This is a genomic window from Salinisphaera sp. (assembly GCF_002729955.1).
Lineage (GTDB): Bacteria > Pseudomonadota > Gammaproteobacteria > Nevskiales > Salinisphaeraceae > Salinisphaera.
Genome location: NZ_PBYA01000049.1, coordinates 125588 through 148666, shown reverse-complemented (window position 1 = coordinate 148666; position 23079 = coordinate 125588). Strand labels below are relative to the sequence as shown.

At 62.6% G+C, this 23079-nt stretch carries 19 protein-coding genes and 1 tRNA gene; 6 read left to right on the top strand and 14 right to left on the bottom strand.

The genetic code is table 11. The features are described 5' to 3' along the window. Positions 1-384: 384 nt before the first annotated feature. Both CMN27_RS13680 and CMN27_RS13675 read right to left on the bottom strand, forming a co-directional pair. The gene (locus tag CMN27_RS13680; RefSeq protein ID WP_366515458.1) at positions 385-666 is read right to left on the bottom strand and encodes a PAAR domain-containing protein; all 282 of its coding nucleotides are present in this window, start codon (positions 664-666) and stop codon (positions 385-387) included. Positions 667-703: 37 nt separating this feature from the next. Then, on the bottom strand, positions 704-1546 hold the full coding sequence (locus CMN27_RS13675; RefSeq protein ID WP_293627284.1) for a M15 family metallopeptidase: 843 nt from the start codon (positions 1544-1546) through the stop codon (positions 704-706). A 213-nt stretch (positions 1547-1759) separates the two neighbouring features. On the opposite strand from CMN27_RS13675, the gene CMN27_RS13670 reads away from it, so the two are divergent. From CMN27_RS13670 to CMN27_RS13650, 5 genes are all read left to right on the top strand, one after another. Continuing rightward, on the top strand, positions 1760-2431 hold the full coding sequence (locus CMN27_RS13670; protein WP_293627282.1) for a hypothetical protein: 672 nt from the start codon (positions 1760-1762) through the stop codon (positions 2429-2431). A 252-nt stretch (positions 2432-2683) separates the two neighbouring features. Beyond that, on the top strand, positions 2684-4180 hold the full coding sequence (locus tag CMN27_RS13665) for a hypothetical protein (protein WP_293627280.1): 1497 nt from the start codon (positions 2684-2686) through the stop codon (positions 4178-4180). 30 nt (positions 4181-4210) lie between these two features. Then, positions 4211-8125, top strand: a complete 3915-nt coding sequence (gene tssM / locus CMN27_RS13660; protein WP_293627278.1) for a type VI secretion system membrane subunit TssM — start codon at positions 4211-4213, stop codon at positions 8123-8125. Then, entirely contained in the window at positions 8122-9105 is a 984-nt protein-coding gene (gene tagF / locus CMN27_RS13655) for a type VI secretion system-associated protein TagF (protein ID WP_293627276.1), read from the top strand. Before tssM ends, tagF begins: the two co-directional genes overlap by 4 nt. Before the next feature lie 3 nt (positions 9106-9108). Then, positions 9109-9957, top strand: coding sequence for an OmpA family protein (locus CMN27_RS13650; RefSeq protein ID WP_293627274.1), 849 nt, complete (start codon positions 9109-9111; stop codon positions 9955-9957). Positions 9958-10134: 177 nt separating this feature from the next. Here the strand turns inward: CMN27_RS13650 and tssA are convergent, their stop codons facing one another. Beyond that, positions 10135-11253, bottom strand: coding sequence for a type VI secretion system protein TssA (tssA, locus tag CMN27_RS13645; RefSeq protein ID WP_293627272.1), 1119 nt, complete (start codon positions 11251-11253; stop codon positions 10135-10137). A 254-nt stretch (positions 11254-11507) separates the two neighbouring features. Between tssA and CMN27_RS13640 the strand changes: the two genes are divergently transcribed. After that, a complete protein-coding gene (locus CMN27_RS13640) occupies positions 11508-11924 on the top strand; it encodes a hypothetical protein (RefSeq protein WP_293627270.1) in 417 nt (138 codons plus the stop codon). Positions 11925-12246: 322 nt separating this feature from the next. Here the strand turns inward: CMN27_RS13640 and pnp are convergent, their stop codons facing one another. The 11 genes from pnp to CMN27_RS13585 all read right to left on the bottom strand — a co-directional run bounded on the left by pnp (position 12247) and on the right by CMN27_RS13585 (position 23018). Then, the gene (gene pnp / locus CMN27_RS13635; RefSeq protein WP_293627268.1) at positions 12247-14379 is read right to left on the bottom strand and encodes a polyribonucleotide nucleotidyltransferase; all 2133 of its coding nucleotides are present in this window, start codon (positions 14377-14379) and stop codon (positions 12247-12249) included. Between the two features lie 88 nt (positions 14380-14467). Continuing rightward, entirely contained in the window at positions 14468-14737 is a 270-nt protein-coding gene (gene rpsO, locus CMN27_RS13630) for a 30S ribosomal protein S15 (protein WP_293627266.1), read from the bottom strand. Between the two features lie 264 nt (positions 14738-15001). Further along, entirely contained in the window at positions 15002-15925 is a 924-nt protein-coding gene (gene truB, locus CMN27_RS13625; protein ID WP_293627264.1) for a tRNA pseudouridine(55) synthase TruB, read from the bottom strand. Further along, a complete protein-coding gene (gene rbfA, locus CMN27_RS13620; protein ID WP_293627262.1) occupies positions 15912-16343 on the bottom strand; it encodes a 30S ribosome-binding factor RbfA in 432 nt (143 codons plus the stop codon). The genes truB and rbfA overlap by 14 nt, the downstream gene beginning before the upstream one ends. Positions 16344-16366: 23 nt before the next feature. Beyond that, positions 16367-19006, bottom strand: coding sequence for a translation initiation factor IF-2 (gene infB / locus CMN27_RS13615; protein WP_293627260.1), 2640 nt, complete (start codon positions 19004-19006; stop codon positions 16367-16369). 69 nt (positions 19007-19075) lie between these two features. Beyond that, on the bottom strand, positions 19076-20599 hold the full coding sequence (nusA, locus tag CMN27_RS13610; RefSeq protein WP_293627258.1) for a transcription termination factor NusA: 1524 nt from the start codon (positions 20597-20599) through the stop codon (positions 19076-19078). A 60-nt stretch (positions 20600-20659) separates the two neighbouring features. Next, positions 20660-21112: a ribosome maturation factor RimP gene (gene rimP / locus CMN27_RS13605; protein WP_293627326.1), complete on the bottom strand. Its 453-nt coding sequence runs from the start codon at positions 21110-21112 to the stop codon at positions 20660-20662. Positions 21113-21165: 53 nt separating this feature from the next. Continuing rightward, positions 21166-21242: transfer RNA gene (locus CMN27_RS13600), tRNA-Met, on the bottom strand. Positions 21243-21352: 110 nt separating this feature from the next. Then, positions 21353-21751 carry a CBS domain-containing protein gene (locus CMN27_RS13595; RefSeq protein ID WP_293627256.1) on the bottom strand — a complete coding sequence of 133 codons (399 nt, stop codon included), beginning with the start codon at positions 21749-21751 and terminating at the stop codon, positions 21353-21355. Next, complete coding sequence (locus tag CMN27_RS13590) at positions 21751-21939, bottom strand: hypothetical protein (RefSeq protein ID WP_293627254.1); 189 nt, start codon at positions 21937-21939, stop codon at positions 21751-21753. The genes CMN27_RS13595 and CMN27_RS13590 overlap by 1 nt, the downstream gene beginning before the upstream one ends. Continuing rightward, positions 21936-23018, bottom strand: a complete 1083-nt coding sequence (locus tag CMN27_RS13585) for an FAD:protein FMN transferase (RefSeq protein WP_293627252.1) — start codon at positions 23016-23018, stop codon at positions 21936-21938. The genes CMN27_RS13590 and CMN27_RS13585 overlap by 4 nt, the downstream gene beginning before the upstream one ends. Positions 23019-23079: the final 61 nt, after the last annotated feature.

The following is a 23079-nucleotide window of genomic DNA, read 5'->3' as shown; positions in this document are numbered from 1 at the left end:
CCACTGCGTTGGGTGAGCCGCCATAAGCTTGCTCAATTAAGCCAACGATCAGCCCAGTTAACCGGATTACAGCGCTCTAAAAAGCTTTTACTCATACTCCCGCCGTAAGCCCGATGTTCTATTCTAAGGTCCATATTCGGCCCCCTGCGGGTTCGAACGAAATGGTGCCGAACGAAGAAAAAGCGGCGGACCTATTGCTCCTAGGCAAGGCTGGCGCATCCTGCGCTTTGACGCTTTCCGTGCACCTGTCGTGTTATACAACCCTGACTAGCTCACTGCGCTTCAGCATCCAAGCCGACTGGGACTTGCCGCCGAAGGCGGGAGTATTAGCAATAGCCGAGAACTTCATTTACCGACGCCGCTTCTCGGCTGGTGCCGAGCGATTTAATCGGTAGAGGTCGCCATCTGACCTGCGATGAGCGTTGCCCCACACTCGGTCTTATCGCCATGGCGGGCAACCGGTTGGCCGTCGACCATCACGGTTGGATCGCCGCTGACGATTCGGTTCGTGCCCATGCCGCGTGACACGCATTCGCTTCTCGGGCATGTCACTTCGTCGCCGATCCGGGCGACCGGCTTGCCGCCGGTGATTGAGGTAGGCGCCCCGCTTATGACCGTGCCGCCGTGATCGGTCTTGTCGCCTACAACGATGAATGGTCGAGACATGCTGTCCTCCATGTTCGTACGATTTGCCGTGTGTGAATCAGCGACGATGCTTGCTTGGGTCGTCATACCGCGTGCCGTGGAGCTCGACATGGCCGAAATCCTGGAAAGACCAGTTGCCGCCCCATGTGAGCCCGTACTTCTCGGCAAGCTTGCCATAGAGGTTGTAACCACGCTGTGTCCAATCATCTTCGATGGCAATGACAAGTTTGCCATTGCGAAGGAAGGCGGAGTCGGCAGCAAGACCGAATTGGTGATAGCTCTGATAAGGCCCGGCATTCGTCACATAACCGCTTTTCGACTTGAGCCGCTGCTGACGTTCCGGGCTTCGATAGCCTTCGATAAGCACCATCCGGTAGCCGTATTTGTCGCGCATCTCCTTGTAGACCTGTAACAGTATCTGCGCGAATTCGGGCTTAAGACGGTCCCATTTTCGGTTCGCGAGGCGCAGATCAGGCCGTACGGATTCGACCTCGCGTGTGGTGAACACCTCGGGCGGTAAAGGTTGCGGCGGCGCGAGGCGCTCGCCGCGAAGCAGGCTGGCTACGAGCGGGTTCGACTCGCGCTCGGCTTCGCGATAGTTGTTGAAGTCGAGTAAGCCTTGCATTTGGACAACTACCAGCACGGGAAAGGTCAATAACAGGACCACGGCAAGTGCGATCCATCGGTGCCGCGAGAACCAGCGCGCTAGCCGCCCCCCGTTGCGCATCGCCCTGCCCGTGCCGCTACGAGCGCCTCGGGCCGCAGACTGCCCGCTCGAAGCAAACCGGTTTGCCGCCGCCCGCAATCCATCGCCAAGCGCACGTCGCCCCTCAGGGAAGATGATCAAGAACAGTGCGAAAAGCGCTGCAAGGAAATAAAGGGCAATCCAGATAATCGTCACGTCAGCTTTCGCGCCATTTCAGTCGTGCACATGTCCGTATAGCCCAATTTCGCCCCGGCATCGCTCATTACCGCCTGGCCGCTTCCCATCGCCCGATAAAGCCAGCGCCCACCTCGCTGCTGCCTTCACCAGCAACCAAAACCGTGCGTGGGTGACAAATTTTTCGATTATTTGGCACTATGCAGCTATCGCCATCTTACGCAAGGACGAGACGTGCCTGTACAGATGCCCTACAGCCTGCTCGGCGAGAATAATGCCGAGGATCCGGATCATGCGCGATACGGTGGATTCCTTGCCCGAATGGAACCGTCATCCGCAAAACCGTCTGCGATAACGCATCTACGCTGGCTGGGCCTTGGGATACTGATCGGCTGCACCCTGCTTACGGTGTACCAGTTCATCTTCGTGTCGGATGCGCCCGAGGCTCAGACGGCTGCGAATCGGTCGGCCACCTCCGAAGGCGCCTCGACAGCGACGGGCAATGCCACGTTTGCGACAGACGACAGCCGCGCCGGCAATGATCGCGCCTCCCCCAACGAACGTGCAGACGGCCCTGCGCAAACGGCAGTGATCACTCAAGGGCGCACCGCAAGCCCTGAGTTTGCCGATTCCATGAGCATGATGGCGCCTGATGGCACGAGCGCGTCCGACGCTCGCGCATCTGACGGCACCACGGCATCGGCGGCCTCGGAAGCCGATGGCGCAAACGATGCGCACGGCAGCATCGGCGACGATTACCCAACGGCATTGCTTGCCGGCTCGCTACAGTTATCCGAGCCCTCGCTGCAGAGCAGCAGCCCGCGAAGGTCTTCGAACGTCTCTAACGATGATCCGGATGTCGCAATCTTGCAGCTACTGCTACAGCGCATCGATAAGAAGGAGTAAGCACGCTGCGAACTCAATACTCGGCGCCAGTGCGTCTACGGCGAAGGCGACAACCGATCACGGCGCCCACAGGAATTGTAATCAGAATAAGACAAGATGACGCCCGAACAGGGCTTTGCTACTTCGGCAGCCTAGGTGTTAACGGCTCGGCGAGCTGTTTTTTATAAGAAGACAGGGGCGGTTAAGACCTGCGACGCGCTCTTTTGATGCACGTCGCCCGATACGCGATATTCCGGGGAAAAGCGCGCAACGATGTTACGCAAGTTTTTTAAGGGGTTTTTGTTGCTGGCGCTGGTTTTCCTGGCGATCTGGCTGGTGGTGATCGCCTACTGGCGCATGACCGGCACGGACCCGAACGGCGCCGATCTCGCCCTGTACCTTGTCGCCCTGCCGATCGCGGTGATTGCGGTGTTCTTCGGCGCGAAAGCGCTGGTCAAGCGCGTGCGAAACAAAGGCGCCGAAGACGACACGGCCAGCGCGAATAGCGGCGATACACAGAAGCCGACCGAAGCCTCCCGGCCCGAAGACGCGCTGTATCTATGCCTGCTGGACAGCGCATTGCGACTGCCCGTAGGCAGTAGCGGCGAAGACGCCCTCGCGGTATTGGCGGAAGGCAAGACGCGCCCCGGCCTGGACGATGTGCTGGTCGACGACCAGGGCTTCCCGGTGTTTGCAACGCGGGTCGAAGATGTCGTTGACGAGGGGCTCGAGCAAGCACTCGACTTACCCGGCGAACACAAAGACACGCCCCTGCATTGGGCCCCGGCGCAAATGCGGGCGCTGGCGATGGGGCGTGACGTGCTCGACGACCTCCTTACGGGCCAGCTCCCGCAGATACTCGCCGAGTTGCAAGCGCCCGCCGACAGCACAGAGGAAAACCACTCGCGAGACCGCGCTATCCCGGCCCCGCCGCCGCTACAGCTGCGCTTGTTACTACCGGCGCATTGGTCGGTGGCCCATCGTGAATCCGCCAGCGCCTGGTTTCGCGAACACGTCGAGCGACAGGAACTGCATCCGCAGCTTACCGTGATAGCGAAACACGCCATCCAGCGCGCCGGCGCAGCGGGTTTTGGCGATCTGAACGACCTCGCCTTCGCGGCCGACAACGAAGACCGGGATACCCTCTGCGTCATTCTGGCCTGTGACTCGCTCATCGGTGAGACCGAGATCGCGCGGCTCGACGGTGAAGGGCGGCTGTTCAGCCAGTCCAATCCAGGCGGTATGGTGCCGGGCGAAGGCGCCGCTGGGCTTGTTGCCGCATCTCCCGGCTTAATTGCCGGCATGGCGCATGCGGATTATGCCCGGGTGCACCGCGCCGCGGTGGGCGACCGGCAGACGCGCACCGGCGAAAAGTCGCGCCGCAGCGAAGATCAGGCACTACTCGGCAAGCTTGGCGCCAAAGCGCTTGCCAACGCACGGCGCGCGCCCGAGGATATCGGTTTCGTTATCAGCGACGGCGGTATCAATTCGACACAGGCCCGCGAACGCGCGCAGCTGATCAGCGGTCAGCTCGACCATCTGGACCCAACCGCCGAGTGCCCGAATATCGGCACGGCCTGTGGCGATCTCGGCATCGTCGGTACGTTGGCGGCGATTGGTTTGAGCCATAGCGCGGTGCGAACCACGGGCGGGCCCGTGCTGGCCGTAAGCTTGTGGCACCCGTTACAGCGGGCCGCCGCGGTGCTGCAACCGCCGGCCGAGCCGGAGTCCGCCAGCGACGACCCAGAACCCGCCGCCACGCCGGCGTGACCCTTTTTCTAACGTTTTCGAGCACAGCCCATGGCACGCGTTAAACGATTCTTTACAGACCCGCGCACCCTGATCGGGATCGGCGTTCTCGCCCTGGCCATATTCGTGCTTCTGGTGGCCGACTCCTGGCGTACCGCGGCGTTGCTGATCGAATCCTTGATCATCGTGGGCCTGCTGGTCTGGGGCACGGTATGGCTGTGGCGCCGTCATAAATCGAAAAAGGCGGCGAACGAATTCGGCGACATGCTGGAAAAAGACGCCGACAAGGCAGTCAGCAACTCCAGTGGCAAAAAGCGCGAAGAGATCGCCGCGCTACGCGATCGCCTGCAATCGGCGATCAAGACGATCAAATCCTCGAAAATCGGCCATACCTCCGGCCGTGCCGCGCTCTACGAGCTGCCCTGGTACATGGTGATCGGCAATCCGGCCGCCGGTAAGAGCACCGCGATCATCAACTCCGGGCTGCAGTTCCCGCTCGAAGAGGAATCGGGCAAGGTCATCCACGGCGTTGGCGGCACACGCAACTGCGACTGGTTCTTTACCACCGAGGGTATTCTGCTGGATACCGCCGGGCGCTTTTCGGTGCATGAAGAAGATCGCAGCGAATGGCTGGGGTTCGTCGATCTGCTCAAGCGCTATCGCCCGAAGGCACCGCTCAACGGCATCATCATCGCGGTCAACGTACTGGACCTGACCGAGCGCGGCCCCGAGTTCGCGATCAATCTCGCCAAGCAGCTGCGCCAGCGGGTTCAGGAACTCACCGAGCGGCTGGAGATCTTCGCGCCGGTCTATGTGCTGTTCACCAAGGCCGACGTGATCGCCGGCTTCAACGAATTTTTCGCCGAAGCCGACCCGGGCGAGCGCGAGCGAGTATGGGGCGTGACCCTGCCCTACGATATCGACAGCAACCGCAACGCGGTGGCGATGTTCGACGAACGCTTCGACGAACTCTATCGGGGCCTCAAGGAGATGAGCCTCGCGCAGATGTCGATGAACCGCGGTCAGCCGATGGCCCCGGGCGTATTCACCTTTCCGCTGGAGTTCGCCTCGATCAAGCCTGCGATCGGCGCCTTCATCAACACCCTGTTCGAAGAGAACCCGTACCAGTTCAATCCGGTCTTTCGCGGCTTCTACTTCACCAGCGCGATTCAGGAAGGCCAGCCGGTCGAACACTCCAGCGAACGCGTGGCCCAGCGCTTCGGGCTGCAGGCCGCCGAGCACAAACCCGCGGTCGGCAAGGCCGCCAGCGGGTTTTTCCTGTCGGACCTGTTCCGACGCGTGATCTTCGCCGACAGCCGACTGGTGCGTCAGTACACAAGCCCGGCCAAAAACCGTTTTCGCTACGCCGTCTTCTTCAGCGCGGTTGCCATCCTCGGGCTGTGTTTCGCCGGCTGGACATGGTCTTACTTCGGCAATCAGCAGCTGCTGGCCGAGGTCAACAACGACCTCCAGCAGGCCGTTGCCGTACAGAACGGCCAGCTCGATCTGGCCTCGCGTTTCGAAGCGCTCAACATTCTCCAGCAGCGTATCGACCAGCTCGAGAGCTACGAAAACGACCGCCCGTGGTCGCTCGGGCTTGGGCTGTATCACGGCGACGCCATGCTCGACAAACTGCGCAGCGAGTACTTCAAGGGTACGCGCGCGCTGTTGCTCGACCCGGTCAAGGAAAAGCTCGAGACATTCCTCGTCCAAGTCAACCAGAACGCCGACCAGCTTGACGAAAGCAGCCCACAGGCCGCCGCGGATGCTACCAATGCGAGCAGCGGCACCTACGAACGCGCCGACCCGACCGACGTCAAGGATGCCTACAACGCGCTCAAGACCTATCTCATGCTGGGCGACAAATCCCGCGTCGACACCAAGCATCTCTACGACCAGCTCACCCGCTTCTGGCGCGGCTGGCTCGAGGCCAATCGCGGCGGCATGCCGCGCGAACAGATGATTCGCGATGCCGAACAGGTGATCTCGTTCTACCTCGGCCATGTCAGCGCGCCCGACTGGCCCATGATCGAGAACCGCCTGAGCCTCGCCGCCGATACCCGCGAGGAACTGCGCAGCGTGATGGCCGGCCTGCCGGCACGTGAGCGCGTCTATGCCGACATCAAGGCCCGCGCGTCGACGCGTTTCCCGCCGGTAACCGTCGCCGGCATCCTGGGCGACCAGGCCGGCGACGATGGCGAACAGGCAGAGACCGATTCGAGCACGATCATCGAAGGCAGCTATGCCGTCTCCGGTACGTTCTCGCGCCAGGCATGGGAGCAGTTCATCAAGGGGGCGTTCGAAAACGCGGCGACCCAGGAGCTCCAGAGCGAAGACTGGGTGTTGCGCACCAGCCAGAGTAACGATCTGACGCTGCAGGGCAGCCCCGAGGAGATCGAAAGCAGCCTGATCAAGAAATACAAGGCCGAATACGTCGAAGAATGGCGCAAGTTCATTCAGGGGCTGACCATCAACAGCTTCGACAGCTTTGAGCAGGCCGCCGAGAAGCTCAATCAGCTGGGTGACCCGTCAGCCTCGCCGCTGCGGCGCATGCTCGGCGCGATCTATCTGCAGACCGCCTGGGACAACAAGAGCCCGATGGTCGAAGACGAGCAGGCCGAAGCCGTGCAAGGCGGGATCGTCGACTGGTTCAAACGCGTGATCCTGCGGCGTACACCGCATCAGGCAAATCGCGCCGCATACTACGTGGACAGTGCCGATATCGGCGATATCGAAGCCGGCGACGCCGGTTCGCCAGGCGCCGGGCCCAAGCTCGGCGCGGTCGGCGCCGAGTTCTCCGGTATTGCCCAGCTGGTGAAAAAGCGGGATTCCAACGAATCGCTGCTCAACAGCTATATCGATTCCCTGTCGAAAGTCCGCACGCGCTTCAATCAGATCGAAAACGAAGGCGATACGGGCCCGGGCAGCGTCGAACTCATGGTGCAGACCCTCAAGGGTGAAGGCTCCGAGCTGGCATCGGCCCTGCAGTACGTCGAAGACCAGATGCTGCCGGCGATTCCCGAGCAACAGCGGGGCACCATCCGTCCACTGCTGGTACGCCCGCTGGTTCAGGCCTATGCCGCCGTGGTCGATCCGGCTCAGGAAGAGGTCAACCGCCAGTGGCAGGCCGGTGTTTACGATACGTATCGCGAAACGCTGGCACCGAAGTATCCCTTCACGTCCGATGCCACGGTCGAAGCCTCGGGCGGCGAAATCGCCCAGGTATTCGGGCCCGATGGCGCCATCGCGAAGTTCGCCGACGAAAACCTCAAGACGTTGGTCATTCGCCGTGGCAACACGCTCACGCCACGCACCTGGGCCGACATCGGCCTGAGTCTGACCCCGGCGTTCACCCAGAACTTTTCGCAATGGGTCTCGCCGCTCGGTGCTCAAGGCATGCCGCAGCCTTCCGACGGCGGTAGCGCCGTGCAGCAGACGGTGTTCCAGATCCAGCCGCTGCCCGCGCCCGGCGTACGCGAGTATTCGATCGTGCTCGACGGGCAGCGTTTGAAATACCGCAATACGCCGCCCCAGTGGTCGAACTTCGTGTGGCCCAATCCGGAAGGTACACCGGGAGTACGCGTTGAAGCGACAACCTTCGATGGCCAGAACGTGGAGTTGATCAACTTCCCGGGCCGATTCGGCTTGCAGAAGATGATCAAGTCCGCAGCGCGCGAACGCAAAGGCGACAATATCTTCCGGCTGTCCTGGTCGGAAGGCAATCTGGTGGTCGCGGTCAATCTGCGTATCATCAGCAACCCGCAGAGCGGCGGCCGGAACAAGGGCATCGCAGCTCTACGCCTGCCCGATACCATCGTGGGTGCCGACAGTGAGTCCACCGCGATGACGCAAACGGCGGGCGATAGCGAAGAAAAGACACCGGAGCCAAGCTCTGCCCAAGCGGGTGCCACCCCCAGCGAACCCGCCTCGCAGGCCACCTCTGCCGCGACGCAGGACAGCCCATGAGCAAGATAGCAGCCACCCGTGTCGCCTACTTCGGCAAAGTGCCTTCACGCGGCGACTTCATCAAATCCGGCGAGAACCATCGCCTGCTGTCGACGCTCGACGGCTGGCTCGACGGCACCATGGAGCGCGTGTCGGGCGACCCGCACTGGAAAACCACCTACGATGCGGCCGCGCCTCTGCATTTCGCGTTCCTGGGCTCGCGCCGGCGCCTGGCCGTGGCGGGTCATGTCGTCAACAGCCGCGATCAGTCGGGGCGGCGGTTCCCGTTTCTGACCGCGAGCACCCTGCAGGTCGAACAGCCGCTGGCCTTTGCGGCGCGCAGTCCGCTGGCACTCAGCCGGCTGTGGGCCCGCATGCAGAGCCTGACGAACGAACTGATCAACAGCACCGACTGTAGCGCGCTGCTGGGCGACTACGGCGACATCGAGGTCGAAGTCGAAACCGATGCCCGTGCCTACGATGCCCATATGAAGGATTTTCTCGAAATCCAGACGTTGGGCGCGCTGGAAGGCGCGCTGCGGGATTCGGGCCATCCGGTGGACCTCCGGAACCTGCTGCCGGCACTCGGGCTGTTATTGCAGCCGGTGATGGCCAGCGGGGCTTCGCGGTTGGATAAGGGCCTCGCGCTACCGCTACCCGACGACCCGGTCTATCGCTACCCGGTCGCCGCGCTCTGGCTCGACCTGATCACACCGTTTCTGGCACGCGCCGAGTTCGAACTATCGGTATTCATTCACGCCGTCGAAACGAAGGCGCGGATGTTGCTGGGCTTCAACGGCGCCCCTGAAATCACCCTGCACTCCGCGCTGGATCCGAAAACCGGCGCCCAGCAGAACATCACGCTCGACGATCCGGACTGGGTGGAAGCACAAACCCGCTCTGACTACGGCCTGCAGAAACTCGCCAACTATCTGGCCCAGCCGAGTGTCACGATGCGCAGTGCCCGCTCCGTCTATCGCGATGTCTTTCTCGGGGATTAGGCCATGATCAAACAACTCTGTGTCGCCCTCGCCCTGGTCAGCGCGACTGCAGTCGTCCAGGCGCAGACGCAAAATCAAGACTCCAGCACGTCGGAGGCGAACGCGCCGCGCGCACGGGTATCCGGTACCGCGCCCACCAACCAGGTGGTGGTGACCGGCGTCGTGCCCAACGAAAACACCAAGGCGGTTGTGCTCAAGCGGCTGCGCGCCATCTACGGCGACGATCGGGTCATCGACGAAGTCACCATCGGCGATGTGGTAGCCCCGCCAAACTGGGAGACCTATCTCGATCGCATGCTTGTTTCGGATTTGAGCAACGTGTCGCGTGGCAAGCTGGTGATCAAGGGCAATGACGCCCAGATCAGCGGTGACGTCGTCAACGAGGCACAGCGCCAGGACATCGTCAGCAAGATGGCCACCCAGCTCAACCCCAGCTATTCGATCGAAAACAACCTGGCGATTGGCGCGTCGGAGCAGAAAATTCTCGACGACGCGCTGGCCAATCGCACCATCGAGTTCGAAAGCGGCAGTGCCACCCTCACCCCGAAGGGCCTACAGATCGTCGACGAAATGGCAGGCCCGATCCGCAAACTTGAAAACAAGCGGGTGGAAATCATCGGCCATACCGACAATAGCGGTTCGCGTCTGGCCAATCTCGCGCTGAGTGCCAACCGTGCCGAAGCGGTCAAGGCCGCGCTGGTCGACAAGGGCATCCCAGCGAAATCGCTGATCACGCTGGGCGCCGGTTCGCAGCGCCCGATCGCCAGCAACGACACGGCGGCCGGGCGCGCGCGCAATCGTCGTATCGAGTTCCGAATTCGCAACGCCGATAACAACGACGACGCCGAGTAATCGGCGGATACGCCGCCGAGGCTGGTTACCCAGCCCCAAGCGAGGGCTGGGCTTCCCGTGCTCGCGTGCTAAACAGGCGGGCGTCTTCGCGAATGCCGTACCAAAGGCACGGCGGCTCACGATGGATGGGGCCAATCAGCCCGCGGCCGTGGCGCGGCCTCGCGTAGCCGGCTGCCCTTATTCGAACGAGTCGTTATCCTCGCCGCGACGCATGCGGGACAGGCCCAGCAGTTCCTCCATGTGGGCAAGCTCGCCCTCGTCACGAATGACGTTGCGTAACCAGGAATGGAGCGGCATCTCGCCCCAGTTCGCTGCGGTGTCGGCGAGATAGGCAACCGGGCTATGCGGCTCGGTGCGCCGGAAGAAGTCGGCCACGAGACGCAGCTGCGACAAGGCCTGAGCGCGCGTCTGTATCTGCGTGGGTACAGCGCTGCGTGCCGGCGCGGCAGGTTCCTGCGGTGCGTCTGATGCCTGTGCGGGCGCTGCCTCACTTGCCGACGCGGCGGGCGCAGATTTTTTCGGCGGCTGGCGGGTAGCGCCGGCCGCATCGGCGAAACCTTCCACCAGCGAATAGACTTCGTCGAGCGTCTCATGCACGCGGGCGAAACCGGGCGCATCGCCGTTGAGCTTTTCGTCGAGCGTGCTCTCCAGTTCACGCACGGCTGAGCGGCACTCGTCCACGTCCTCGACGAGGTCGGCATAGAATGAGCCCGAGGTGTCACGACGCGCGGATTCGAACTGGGCGAGGCGGTTCGCGGCCTCGGCATTTTCTTCGGCGTCATCCTCGCTGCCGCGTGTCTGCTGTACCGCCCGCCGTGCGGCTTCGAGATCGGCCAGGCTGAAACGCCCAATATCGGATGACGTCACCGGCTGCTGCTTCATCAGTGGCACCGATAATTGCAACAACCGGGCAAGATTGTTGATCCGGGCCTCTTCGTCGCCGTCTTCCTCGTCGGGTAGCGGGTGCAGGCTGTCCCAATCGGTCGCGCACAGCTGCGAGAGCACACGATAACCGCTCGCGATGCCCGAAAAACCGTTCAAATGCGCCCACGCCTCGGTCAGCCAGACACAGACGCGAATATCCTTGGTCTTTTCCGAGAGCAGCTGCGTACACAGGGTATCGACACGCGGCCAGTCAGCGGCCTTGAGGTCCTTGATCCAGTCGCCCTGCTCGAGGCTCGGATCATCGGCCCGGCGCGCCTCGACAATCGCATCGAACTCCGGCGATAAGGACATATCCTCGCCGCAGGGATCGTCTTCGGTAATTGGCGCCGTCAGTGCTGCAAGATTGGGCATGAAAACTTCCCTTGAATGCTAAGAACGTCCATATACTCCAAGGCCACGGCGTATTAATCAATGCTTCCATAACGATTCACGCCGGTTAAGCGGCGCACAACGGGAAATTGGCCCGGAACCCCCGAAAACCAAGTCCGTTGGCGTTTCAAAAAATAATCCCATGCCCGCTGCCGCCCGAGACGCCCTGCCCCCCGAGCTCACGGCCTTGTTCACGGCCGAAAGCCGGCTGTATCGCCGCGGGTGTGTCGTCGCTCATGGTCGAACGCTGGCAGGGCTTCGAAGAACTCTCGTCGGCGCATCCCACCCAGATCGTGGCCCTGTCGCCCGATGCCCAACTGGCCGCCCATCTGGGCGCGACGAAGGCGAACCAGTCCTCGATCGATCCCGAAGCCAGCCCGCTGGCCGCGCTGCTCAAGACCGCGAAAGGACAGGTCGACGCCGCCGACTGGCAACAGGCCACGGCCAATGCGGACAACAAGAACACGGCGCTGAGCGATACCAAACGCCCCCACCCCGCCGATCCGGTCCTGCGGGCCGCGGCTATGCGGCGCTGGCAGTGTTGCCCATCGGGTTCGTTCCGTCTGCCGTTACGTTCGGCTTGGGGGATAGCACTTTTTCGCGCTGCCTTGCACCGATACCGGACGGCTTACGGATATCAGCGGGGCTATTGATTACGGTCAAACTTTTGCTGCCGCGCTCACTGGTCGCTTGGATAATGTTCTAACCCATTCTCGACCCCGGTTAATTATCACCCCCACCTCCTGGAACTGATCACAGCCACCGCTCCTATGGATAAGGCAGGCCGGCACGTCTTCGCGCGCCCACCTAACCACGCCGGCCTAACAGTCCGTTAATCGCAGTCGATAGATGGCGCGCGACGAGATAACAATGGCGTGCTGTCTTGCCCGCTCGCCAAACTGCACGCATAAAAAAGGGCGCCCGTTGGGGCGCCCTTTTCACAACACAGCCGCCGAGGACAGCCGTTGCAGCCTATCAACCTTCGTCGGACGCTTCTTCCGGGGCCTTCTCGGCAAGTTCCTTCATCGACAGACGCACGCGGCCCTGACGGTCGACTTCCAGCACCTTGACCTTCACGGTCTGGCCTTCGGAGAGTTCGTCGCTGACCTTTTCGACGCGATGATCGGCGATCTGGGAGATATGCACGAGGCCATCGCGGCCCGGTACCAGATTGACGAACGCGCCGAAGTCCACGATACGCACGACCTTGCCTTCATAGACCTGGCCGGCTTCGATATCGCGGGTGATGTCCTCGATCCGCTTGATCGCCATATCGGCGGCGGATTTATCGACTGCGGCGACATGGATGGTGCCGTCGTCTTCGATATCGATGGAAGCACCGGTTTCTTCGGTGATCGAGCGAATCGTCGCACCACCCTTGCCGATGACGTCGCGAATCTTGTCGGAATCGATCTTGATCGTGAAGATGCGCGGCGCCCACTCGGAGACTTCCTGGCGCGGCTTGTCGATGGCCTCGCCCATGACACCGAGGATGTGCAGCCGGCCTTCCTTGGCCTGCTCGAGGGCGGCTTCCATGATCTCGCGGGTGATACCGGCGATCTTGATGTCCATCTGCAGCGCGGTGATGCCGTCGTTGGAGCCGGCCACCTTGAAGTCCATGTCGCCGAGATGATCTTCGTCACCGAGGATATCGGTAAGCACGGCGAACTTGTCGCCTTCCTTGATCAGGCCCATGGCCACGCCGGCCACGGGCGCCTTGATCGGCACGCCCGCGTCCATGAGCGCGAGGCTGGTGCCACAGACCGACGCCATCGACGAGGAGCCGTTGGATTCGGTGACTTCCGAGACCACGCGCATGACGTAGGGGAATTCCTTCTCCAGATCCGGCAGTACGCCCATGATGGCACGCTTGGCCAGCTTGCCGTGGCCGATTTCACGACGCTTGGGGCTGCCCATGAAGCCGGTCTCGCCCACGCTGTAGGGCGGGAAGTTGTAGTGCAGCATGAACGGGTCGTCGTACTTGCCTTCGACCGCGTCGATCATCTGCGCGTCGCGACCGGTGCCGAGCGTGGTGACGACCAGTGCCTGGGTTTCACCACGCGTGAACAGCGCCGAGCCGTGGGTACGCGGCAGTACGCCGGTCTTGATGTCCAGCGCGCGCACGGTGCGCGTGTCGCGGCCGTCGATACGCGGCTGGCCTTCGAGAATGCGCGAACGCACGGTGGTCTTTTCCAGCGAGCCGAGAGCGGCCTTCACGTCGTCGCGGCTCCAGCCTTCCTCGCCTTCTTCGACGGCCAGCTCGGCGACTACGGCGTCCTTGATTTCGCCCAGGCGGGCACCGCGGTCCTGCTTGTCGGCGATCTGATACGCCTCGACGACGTCGTTCTTGGCGACACGCTCGACGGCTTCCGCCAGGGATTCATCCTTGGCCGGGGCCTGCCAGTCCCATTTCGGCTTGCCGGCTTCGGCGACCATCGCTTCGATGGCCTGGATGGCGGCCTGGATCTGTTCATGACCGAACAGCACCGCGCCCAGCATGATTTCCTCCGACAGCTCCTTGGCTTCGGATTCCACCATCAGCACGGCGTCGGAGGTGCCGGCGACAACCAGGTTCAGATCGCTCGTCTTGAGCTGGGTGGCGCTCGGGTTGAGCACATATTCGCCGTTGGCATAGCCAACGCGCGCACCGCCAATCGGGCCCGCGAACGGCAGGCCGGCAAGGCTGAGCGCGGCGGATGCGCCGATCATGGCGGGGATATCGGCATCGATCTCGGGATCAACCGACATGACCGTGGCCACGATCTGGACTTCGTTGTAGAAGCCTTTCGGAAACAGCGGACGAATCGGACGGTCGATCAGGCGGCAGGTAAGCGTTTCCTTTTCACCCGGGCGCCCTTCACGCTTGAAGAAGCCGCCGGGGATCTTGCCGCCGGCATAGGTGCGTTCCTGATAGTTGACGGTCAGCGGGAAGAAGGCGGCGTTGGGCGCGGCTTCCTTCTTGCCGACAGCGGTGACGAGCACCACGGTGTCGCCCATGCTCACCTTCACGGCGCCATCGGCCTGACGCGCGATCTCACCCGTTTCGAGGGTGACCGCATGTTCGCCGAACTGGAAGGTCTGTTTACTGGTTACGGTGACGTTGCTCACTAGAATTATCCTGTGTCTTTCAAACAAAAAAGCGCCCGGCTCGGTTAACCGAGGGGCGCTTTCATAGGCTGGGATCTGATGATCGCGCTTAGCGACGCAGACCCAGCTCGCTGATCAGAGCCTTGTAACGCGAAGCATCGCGGCGCTTGATGTAGTCAAGCAGCTTGCGGCGCTGGTTGACCATCTTCAGCAGACCGCGACGGGAATGATGATCACCCTTGTGCGCGTTGAAATGATCGCCCAGCTGGGTGATGCGGGTGGTCAGCAACGCAACTTGCACTTCCGGGGAACCGGTATCGCCGGTACCACGGCTGTATTTGTTGATGACTTCGGCTTTTTCTTCGGTCGACAGGGCCATGTTTACTCCTGGCTAACAATACAAACACCGCAGCCCCGCCTGGCTGGAGCAACCCGGCCTTTTCCAAACAGCAAGCCGGGAGGAGACTTTCGTCTCTCATCCCCACGAAACGGTTTGGAAAAAGCCCGTGCGCTCCGGTCACCGGGCAGCAGCCGCATGTGCCGCGAGGCGCATATTCTATCGGCTTGTGGCCTCGCTGTACAACAGCTTTCGGCCGACATCGCAATGCGTGCCTGGGCCCGGGAAGAGCCCCGACCCCGGGGTCTATCGCTGCGGGCGGGCGAACAACCGCCTGGGGGCCAGCATGCCGCGCTCGTCGATATAGCCCAGGCCGAGGATCTGGCCCGCGTCGTCCTGGATACACAGCGTCTGCGCGTTCACCGTACCCGCGGGGCAGGCCACCGGGCGGCCGTGGTTCATGGCCGCGGCACTCGATTGATCGAGCACCACGTTGGGCCAGTCTGCCACCGCGACCGATAGCGGCAGCAGCCACTCGTCGAGAGACTCGCCCGCCGCGGCTCGCTCTTCGATATCGGCCAGCGGGGTCATACCCAGTTCCGTACCCAGGCGCCCGATCGCGGTACGATGGAGGCTGCCCACATGGGCCACGCTTTGCCAGGCTGCGGCGATATCCTCGACCAGCGTTCGGATATACGTGCCGCTCGATACGCGCGTTTCCAGCGTAAAACTGTGCGCACCACAATCGATGAGCTGGATCGAGTGCACGGTGATAGCGCGCGGCTCGCGCTCGACCGTCTCGCCGGCCCGTGCATGCTCGTAAAGACGTTTGCCGTCTTTCTTGAGCGCGGAGTACATCGGCGGAATCTGCTGCTGGGGGCCGACAAAGCGCGCCAGTATCGATTCCAGCGTCTCGCGATCGGGCATCGCCACGTCGCTGCGCGCCACGACATCGCCCTCGCCATCGCCGGTGGCGGTCTGAGCACCGTGCAGTGCGGTTACGCGATAAGTCTTGTCGGCAGCCAGGAGATAGGAAGAAACCTTAGTCGCCTCGCCCAGGCAGACGGGCAGCAGGCCGCTTGCGAGCGGGTCGAGGCTGCCGGTATGCCCAGCCTTGCGGGCATCGAAGGCACGACGCACGCGTTGCAGCGCTGCATTCGAAGAACAACCCAGCGGTTTGTCGAGCAGCACGACGCCGTCGATATCCTGCCCGCGCTTACGACGCCCCATGCGCCTCGCTATCGTCGGCGGCGCTGTCTTCCTCGGCCAACGGGTCGCCGTGGCGACGATCTTCTGCCACCGCCGAATTGATGACCTCGCGCATATGCTGGGCATCGCGCTCGGTGGTGTCTTCGATAAAGCGCAGTTCCGGCATCACGCGCAGGCGCAGCCGCTTGCCGAGGGCACGCTTGAGAAAGCCGCGTGCCGCGTTGAGGCCTTCGATCGCCTTGCTCGACTCTTCCGGCGGCGCCGTGACGTCGAAGCTGCCGACGAACACCTTCGCATGGGCCAGATCGGGCGACACCTCAACCGAGGTTATCGCCACCAGTCGAACGCGCGGATCCTTGACCTCGGTGGTGATCAGGATGCCGAGCTCGCGCTTGAGCTCTTCGGCCACCCGATGCTTGCGAGAGAATTCGCGTGCCATGTCTGCGCCTATCCGCAGCCGGCCTAGGCCGGCTCTGCCGTCTGCACAGCGCGCTGCACTTCGGTGCGCTCGTAGACCTCGATCTGGTCACCGGGCTTGATGTCGTTGTAGTTCTTGACACCGATACCGCATTCGGTACCCGCCGGCACGCGATTGACGTCGTCCTTGTGGCGACGCAGCGATTCGAGTTCGCCTTCGTAGACCACGACGTTGTCACGCAGTACGCGAATCGGCTGGCCACGCACGACGTTGCCATCGGCGACCAGGCAGCCCGCGATCGCACCCAGCTTGGAGGAACGGAACACGTCGCGCACCTCGGCCAGCCCGATGATCTCTTCGCGAACTTCCGTACCCAGCAGACCGCTGACCGCGTCGGTGACGTCCTGAATCGCTTCGTAGATAACGCTGTAATAACGCACGTCCACGCCCGATTCCTGGATGACCTTGCGGGCCTTGGCGTCGGCACGCACGTTGAAGCCGATGATGATCGCCTTCGACGCCAGTGCGAGCTCGACATCGGACTCGCTGATGCCGCCCACGCCGCTGGAGATGATCCGGATCTTGACCTCTTCCGAGGGGATCTTGCCCAGCGACTCGACCAGCGCTTCCACGCTGCCCTGCACGTCGCCCTTGATGAGCAGGTTGAGATCCTTGGTTTCCGAGGGACCGTTTTCGCCGATCGCCGAGAACACTTCTTCCAGGCGCGCGGCCTGCTGCTGGGCCAGCTTGTTCTCGCGTTCGCGCTCGTCGCGCTGCGAGGCGATTTCCTTAGCCCGCTTCTCGTTCGCGACCACGAACGCATCGTCGCCGGCTTCCGGCGTGCCGGACAGGCCCAGCACCTCGACCGGGATCGACGGCCCGGCCGATTTCACCTGTTCGCCCAGCTCGTTGAACATGGCACGAACGCGGCCGAAATGCGGGCCAGCGAGAATGGCGTCGCCGCGCTTGAGGGTACCGGCCTTCACCAGAATGGTCGCGACCGGGCCACGACCCTTCTCCAGGCTGGATTCGATGACCGTGCCACGGGCCGGCACGTCCACCGGCGCCTTGAACTCGGCCACTTCCGCTTGCAGCAGGATCGCATCAAGCAGATCGTCGATGCCTTCACCCGTATGCGAGGACACCGGCACCACCATGGTGTCGCCGCCCCAGTCTTCGGGGATGATGTCTTCCGCGGACAGGCCACTCTTTACCTTGTCGATATCGGCGGCCTGAACGTCCATCTTGGTGACCGCGACCACGATCGGCACCCCGGCAGCGCGGGCGTGCTGGATCGATTCCTTGGTCTGCGGCATGACGCCGTCGTCGGCCGCCACGATCAGAATCGCGATATCGGTGATCTCGGCACCGCGAGCGCGCATGCGGGTGAACGCGGCGTGGCCCGGGGTATCGATGAAGGTGATCGCACCCTTGTCGTGCTTCACGTGATAGGCGCCGATATGCTGGGTAATACCGCCGGCCTCGCCCGCCTGTACCTTGGTACGGCGGATATAGTCGAGCAGCGAGGTCTTGCCGTGGTCGACATGGCCCATGATGGTCACGACCGGGGCGCGGGTGACGCCTTCGACTTCCTCTTCCTCGGCACGTACTTCGTCAATCAGCGTTTCTTCCGCCGTTTCCGACTTCACCGGTTTCGGGTTGTGGCCCATCTCCTCGACCAGCAGATACGCCGTATCCTGATCGACGGTCTGGTTGATGGTGGCCATCACGCCCAGCTTCATCATCCGCTTGAGCAGCTCGCCGCCCTTGACGGCCATGCGCTGGGCCAATTCGGCCACGGTGATGAGCTCGGGAATCTCGACATCGCGCACCACCGGTGCGGTGGGCCGCTCGAAGCCGTGCTCGGTCGCCACGTTGACCTTGCTGGCGCTACGCGTGACCCGCTTCTTCTTGCTCTTGCGCCGACCTTCCTTGCCTTCGGCAACGTGCAATTCCTTGCGCTTGCCGCGGTTTTTCTCGCGCTCGGCGTCTTCTTCGGTACGGCCGTGGCTCTGGGCCGCGCGCCGCAGGTTTTCCTGTGCGCGCGAACGCGCATCATCGACCTTGACCGTGCGCTTGGCACGCTCTTTCTCGAGGGCTTCGCGGTCGGCCTTTTCCTTGGCTTCACGCTGGGCATTGATCTCGGCTTCGCGCTTGGCGCGCTCCTCTGCCTGCTGGCGCAGCGCTTCTTCCTGTTCGCGCTGGGCCTTGGCCTCGGCCTCGACACGCTCGGCCTCTTCGCGGGCGGCCTGCTCGGCAGCCTCCTGTGCCACACGGTCCTGCTCGGCCTTTTCGGCTTCGGCACGCGCCTGCTGCTCAGCATCCTGGGCCGGCGGCTGCTCCGGCGCGGATTCCGGCTGCTGTTCCTGGCGATAGGTGCGCCGCTTGCGCACTTCCACGCTGACCGTACGGCCCGAGGTTGCGCCGCGGCCGGTGTTGACCTTCAGCTCCGAGGTCGAACGCCGACGGGTCGAAACACCGCTCTTGCGGGTGCCGAGTTTGCCACCCGACCGAGACGCGCCGCCGCTTTCACGAAGATGCCGCAGCAACTTGAGCTTGTCGTCGTCGCTGATGCCGTCGCTCTCCGTAGAAGCGGAGACACCGGCTTCGGCCAAGCGCGTGATCAGTCGCTCCACCGGAATACCGACTTCCGATGCCAGCTGTTTGACTGTCGTTTGCGCCATATTCTGCTTACTCCATGGGGCCCGCGCTGGTGCGTTGCCGCGCCGGGCGTCCGTTTGTTCAGGACAATTCTATTCGGCGTCGGCCTGCTCGTCAGCAAACCAGTGCGCCCGAGCAGCCATGATCAGCTTGCCGGCCGTTGCCTCATCTATTTCGACCATCTCGACGAGTTCGTCTGCGCCCAGCTCGGCGAGGTCATCGCGCGAGAGGATACCGTTTTCACCCAGGCGGGCGGCAAGTTCCTCGTCGACACCGTCGACTTCGTACAGGTCGTCGTCGACCTCGGCGCCGCCTTCCACGCTGGAAATCGCCTTGGAGAGCAGGTAATCGCGGGCGCGATTACGCAGTTCTTCGCCGATGTCCTCGTCGAACTCTTCGATTTCGGCGAGCTCTTCGAGCGGCACGTAGGCGATTTCTTCGGTGGTCGTGAAGCCTTCCTGGACCAGAATGACGGCAACCTCGTCGTCGACGTCGAGCTGCTCGCGAAACATGGTCTGCAGCGCCTCGCCTTCGGCCTCGCTCTTCGCATCCGCGTCTTCCACGGTCATGACGTTGAGCTTCCAGCCGGTCAGTTCCGAGGCCAGACGAATGTTCTGGCCACCGCGACCGATCGCCTTGGCCAGCACGTCTTCAGCGACGGCCAGATCCATGCTGTTGGAATCTTCGTCCAGCACGATGGATTCGACTTCCGCCGGCGCCATCGCATTGATCACGAACTGGGCGGGGTTTTCGTTCCACATGATGATATCGATGCGTTCGCCGGCGAGCTCGTTCGACACACTCTGTACGCGCGAACCCCGCATGCCGACGCAGGCACCCACCGGATCGATACGACGATCCTTGGCCTGTACCGAAATCTTGGCGCGAAGACCCGGATCCCGCGCACCGCCGCGCAGTTCGATCAAGCCCTGGCCAATCTCCGGCACTTCCAGCTTGAACAGTTCCAGCAGGAATTCGGGCTTGGTACGAGAAACGAAAAGCTGCGGGCCGCGCTGCTCGGGGCGTACGTCATAAAGATAGCCGCGCACGCGATCGCCCGGACGCATCGGCTCGCGCGGGATCATCTGATCTCGCGGGATGATGGCTTCTGCGTTGCCGCCCAGATCGAGAATCACCGCGCCGCGCTCCATGCGCTTGACCAGACCCGTAATCAGCTCGCCTACGCGATGCTTGTACTGGTCGACGATCTGGGCGCGCTCGGCCTCGCGCACCTTCTGCACGATGACCTGTTTTGCGGCCTGAGCTGCGATACGGCCGAACTCGACCGATTCCATCGGCTCTTCGATGAACTCGCCGGCCTGGATCTCGGGATGATTCTCACGCGCGGTTTCTAGCGAAATCTCGCGATCCGGCGCTTCGATGAAGACCGGCTCGCCGTCCTCGCCCTCGGCGCCCGGCTCTATGACCTGCCAGCGCCGGAATGTTTCGTAGTGACCGGTCTTGCGGTCGACCTCGACCCGCACCGCGATTTCGCCGCCGTGCTTCTTGCGCGTAGCGGAGGAAAGCGCGGCTTCGATTGCTTCGAAGATGATCTCTCGATCAACGCCTTTCTCGTTTGAAACCGCCTCGGCGACCAATAGGACATTCTTGTTCATCGCTGCCACCCGAAATCGTTCGTGTTGCGTTTGACCGGCAAAACCGCTTCGACAAAGCCCCTATTCTTCAAAGACGGGCTCCAGCCTGGCTTTCGCCATATCACCTGTCGCGAGGCTGTATGTCTGGTCGTCACAGCCCAAATCAACCGTGTCGCCGTTCACCGCCAGGATCGTACCGCGCAGCTTTCGCTTGCCGCCGACCGGCGCAAACATGTTCACGCGCGCACGTTCACCAATGAAGCGACGAAAATGCTCTCCGGTAACGAGCGGTCGATCCAGACCCGGCGACGAGACTTCCAGCTGATACTGGCCGCTGCCTTCGTCCTCGACATCCAGGGCCGCGCTTACTTCGTGGCTGACCGTCTCGCAGTCCTCCAGCGCGATGCCCTCGGACGAATCGATATACACACGCAGCACGCGATTGCGCCCCGCGCCGACCGATTCGAGGTGCCAGAGCTCGTAGCCCAGATCGTTGATGATCGGTTCGAGCAATTCGTGAAGACGTTGCGACATAAAGCGCCAATAAAAAAAGCCCCGCATCGGGGGCTTTTAATCCAACCAAGATGTGGTAGCGGGGGCAGGATTCGAACCTGCGACCTTCGGGTTATGAGCCCGACGAGCTGCCAGACTGCTCCACCCCGCACCCGATGGCGCGAAACTATAATGACTTGGCCTTCATAATGCAAGGCCCTGATTTGTCACTACAGCTTCTAGGAAAATCGACTAGCGAATGCGTAACTCAATACGCCTAAACTAGCGCTGGCTTTCGAATGCCCGAAGCACGTCCTGACGAGTGATCATACCAGCGAGGCGTCCTTGCAGCATCACTGGCAACGTCTCCGTCGACGCGTCCCGGAGTATCCGAGCGGCGCTAACAATACTATCTTCCGCATCGACTGTCACGACTTTTTTCGACATCAGCGCTTCGATGGTACCCGCCGCATCGGCGTGATAGCCCGCCTCGAGCGCGATCCCGAGCAGATCCTTCTCCGACAAAAAACCAACGATGTTGCCGAGCCGATCGGTGACCGGCGCACCGGAGACGTCTTTCTCCAGCAGCAGATGCACCGCGCGCAGCGCGTCGGCATCGGGACGGAAGGTGACCATCACCTCCCGCATATAGTCCTTTACGACCAGCGATGGGGCCGACATCAGTGCGACTGCGCCTTGTCGGTGGTCGGGCAATTCCCGCCCTTGCTGCAGGCACAGTCGCCGCCGCCGACGCCGCCGCAGCTGCCCTTGATCTCGCGTCCGGTAACCATGACCCCGATGGCCATGCCGGCGACGACCAACGCCATCACGGCAAAGGCCACGAGGGTGAGTATCAGCAACTGTGTCATTTCGACTCCTCGATATAGGGTTCGAATGCCTTGGAATAGGTTTCAGTATACGCCGGTGCGTCGCCGCTCACGAATAACGCGGCCAGATCGTGTTCATTCGCATAACGAAGCCCGGCCTCTTCACCCATCACCAGCAGCGCGGTCGCCATCGCATCGGCCCGCGTGGCGTCTTGTGCAATCACGGTGACAGCGCGCACATCGTGGGCGACCGGACGCCCCGTGCGCGGGTCGATGGTATGCGAAAACCGGCGACCGTCGATTTCGAAATAGTCGCGATAGTCGCCGGAGGTGGTCATGCCGGCGTCAGCCAGGCCCACGATGCGCTCGATTTCGCGTGCGCCGGCCTTGGGCTTCTCCACACCGATACGCCAGGGCGAGCGCCCGGTCTTGTTGCCTTTCGCGTACAGCTCGCCGCCCAGTTCGGCGAGGTAGCGCTTCGCGCCCAGCTCGTCCAGACGTTGGGCCATGAGATCGACCGTGTAGCCCTGCGCCAGACCCGCCAGATCGAGCGTTACGTTGGCGGCGCGCTTTCTTAGTGCGGGCGGTTCATCGCGTACTTCGACAAGCCCGAGACCGGTCTTTTCGCGGGCGGCCGCCAGTTCATCCGCGGTCGGCAAACGACTGGGCTCGCTCGCGCCCGCGCCAAACCCCCAGACCTTGAGTATGGGGGCCAGCGTCACATCAAAAGCACCGCCGGTATCGCGCCCGATCGCGAGCGCGCGCTGGGTCACCTGCGCGAACTCCGGCGATACGGGCACCCACTCGCCTTGCGGCGCCGCGTTGAAGCGCGCGATTTCCGAATCGTCCCGCCAGGTGGACATCTGCGCGTCGATGTTTTCGATCAACTCGTCCATCGCCGCCTTTACGCGGGCCCTGTCCAGCTCGGACGGCGGATCCATGACCGTCACGCTGTAGGTCGTGCCCTGTGCGGGGCCGCTGACGCGAATCGGTTCGCGCTGCTCGCCTGTACAGGCAGCAACAAGAACCGCCAAAGCCAGCAGGACCGCCAGCGCCGAGCGGCGCGCGCGCCGGCGCAGCCCCGGGGTGACGGTATGGGAATGAACGATGTTCGCTTGCATATCTTTTCCTTCACGTCCGCGTGAGCGAGGGCGGCGCGCGACGACTCGGCAATCAGCCAAT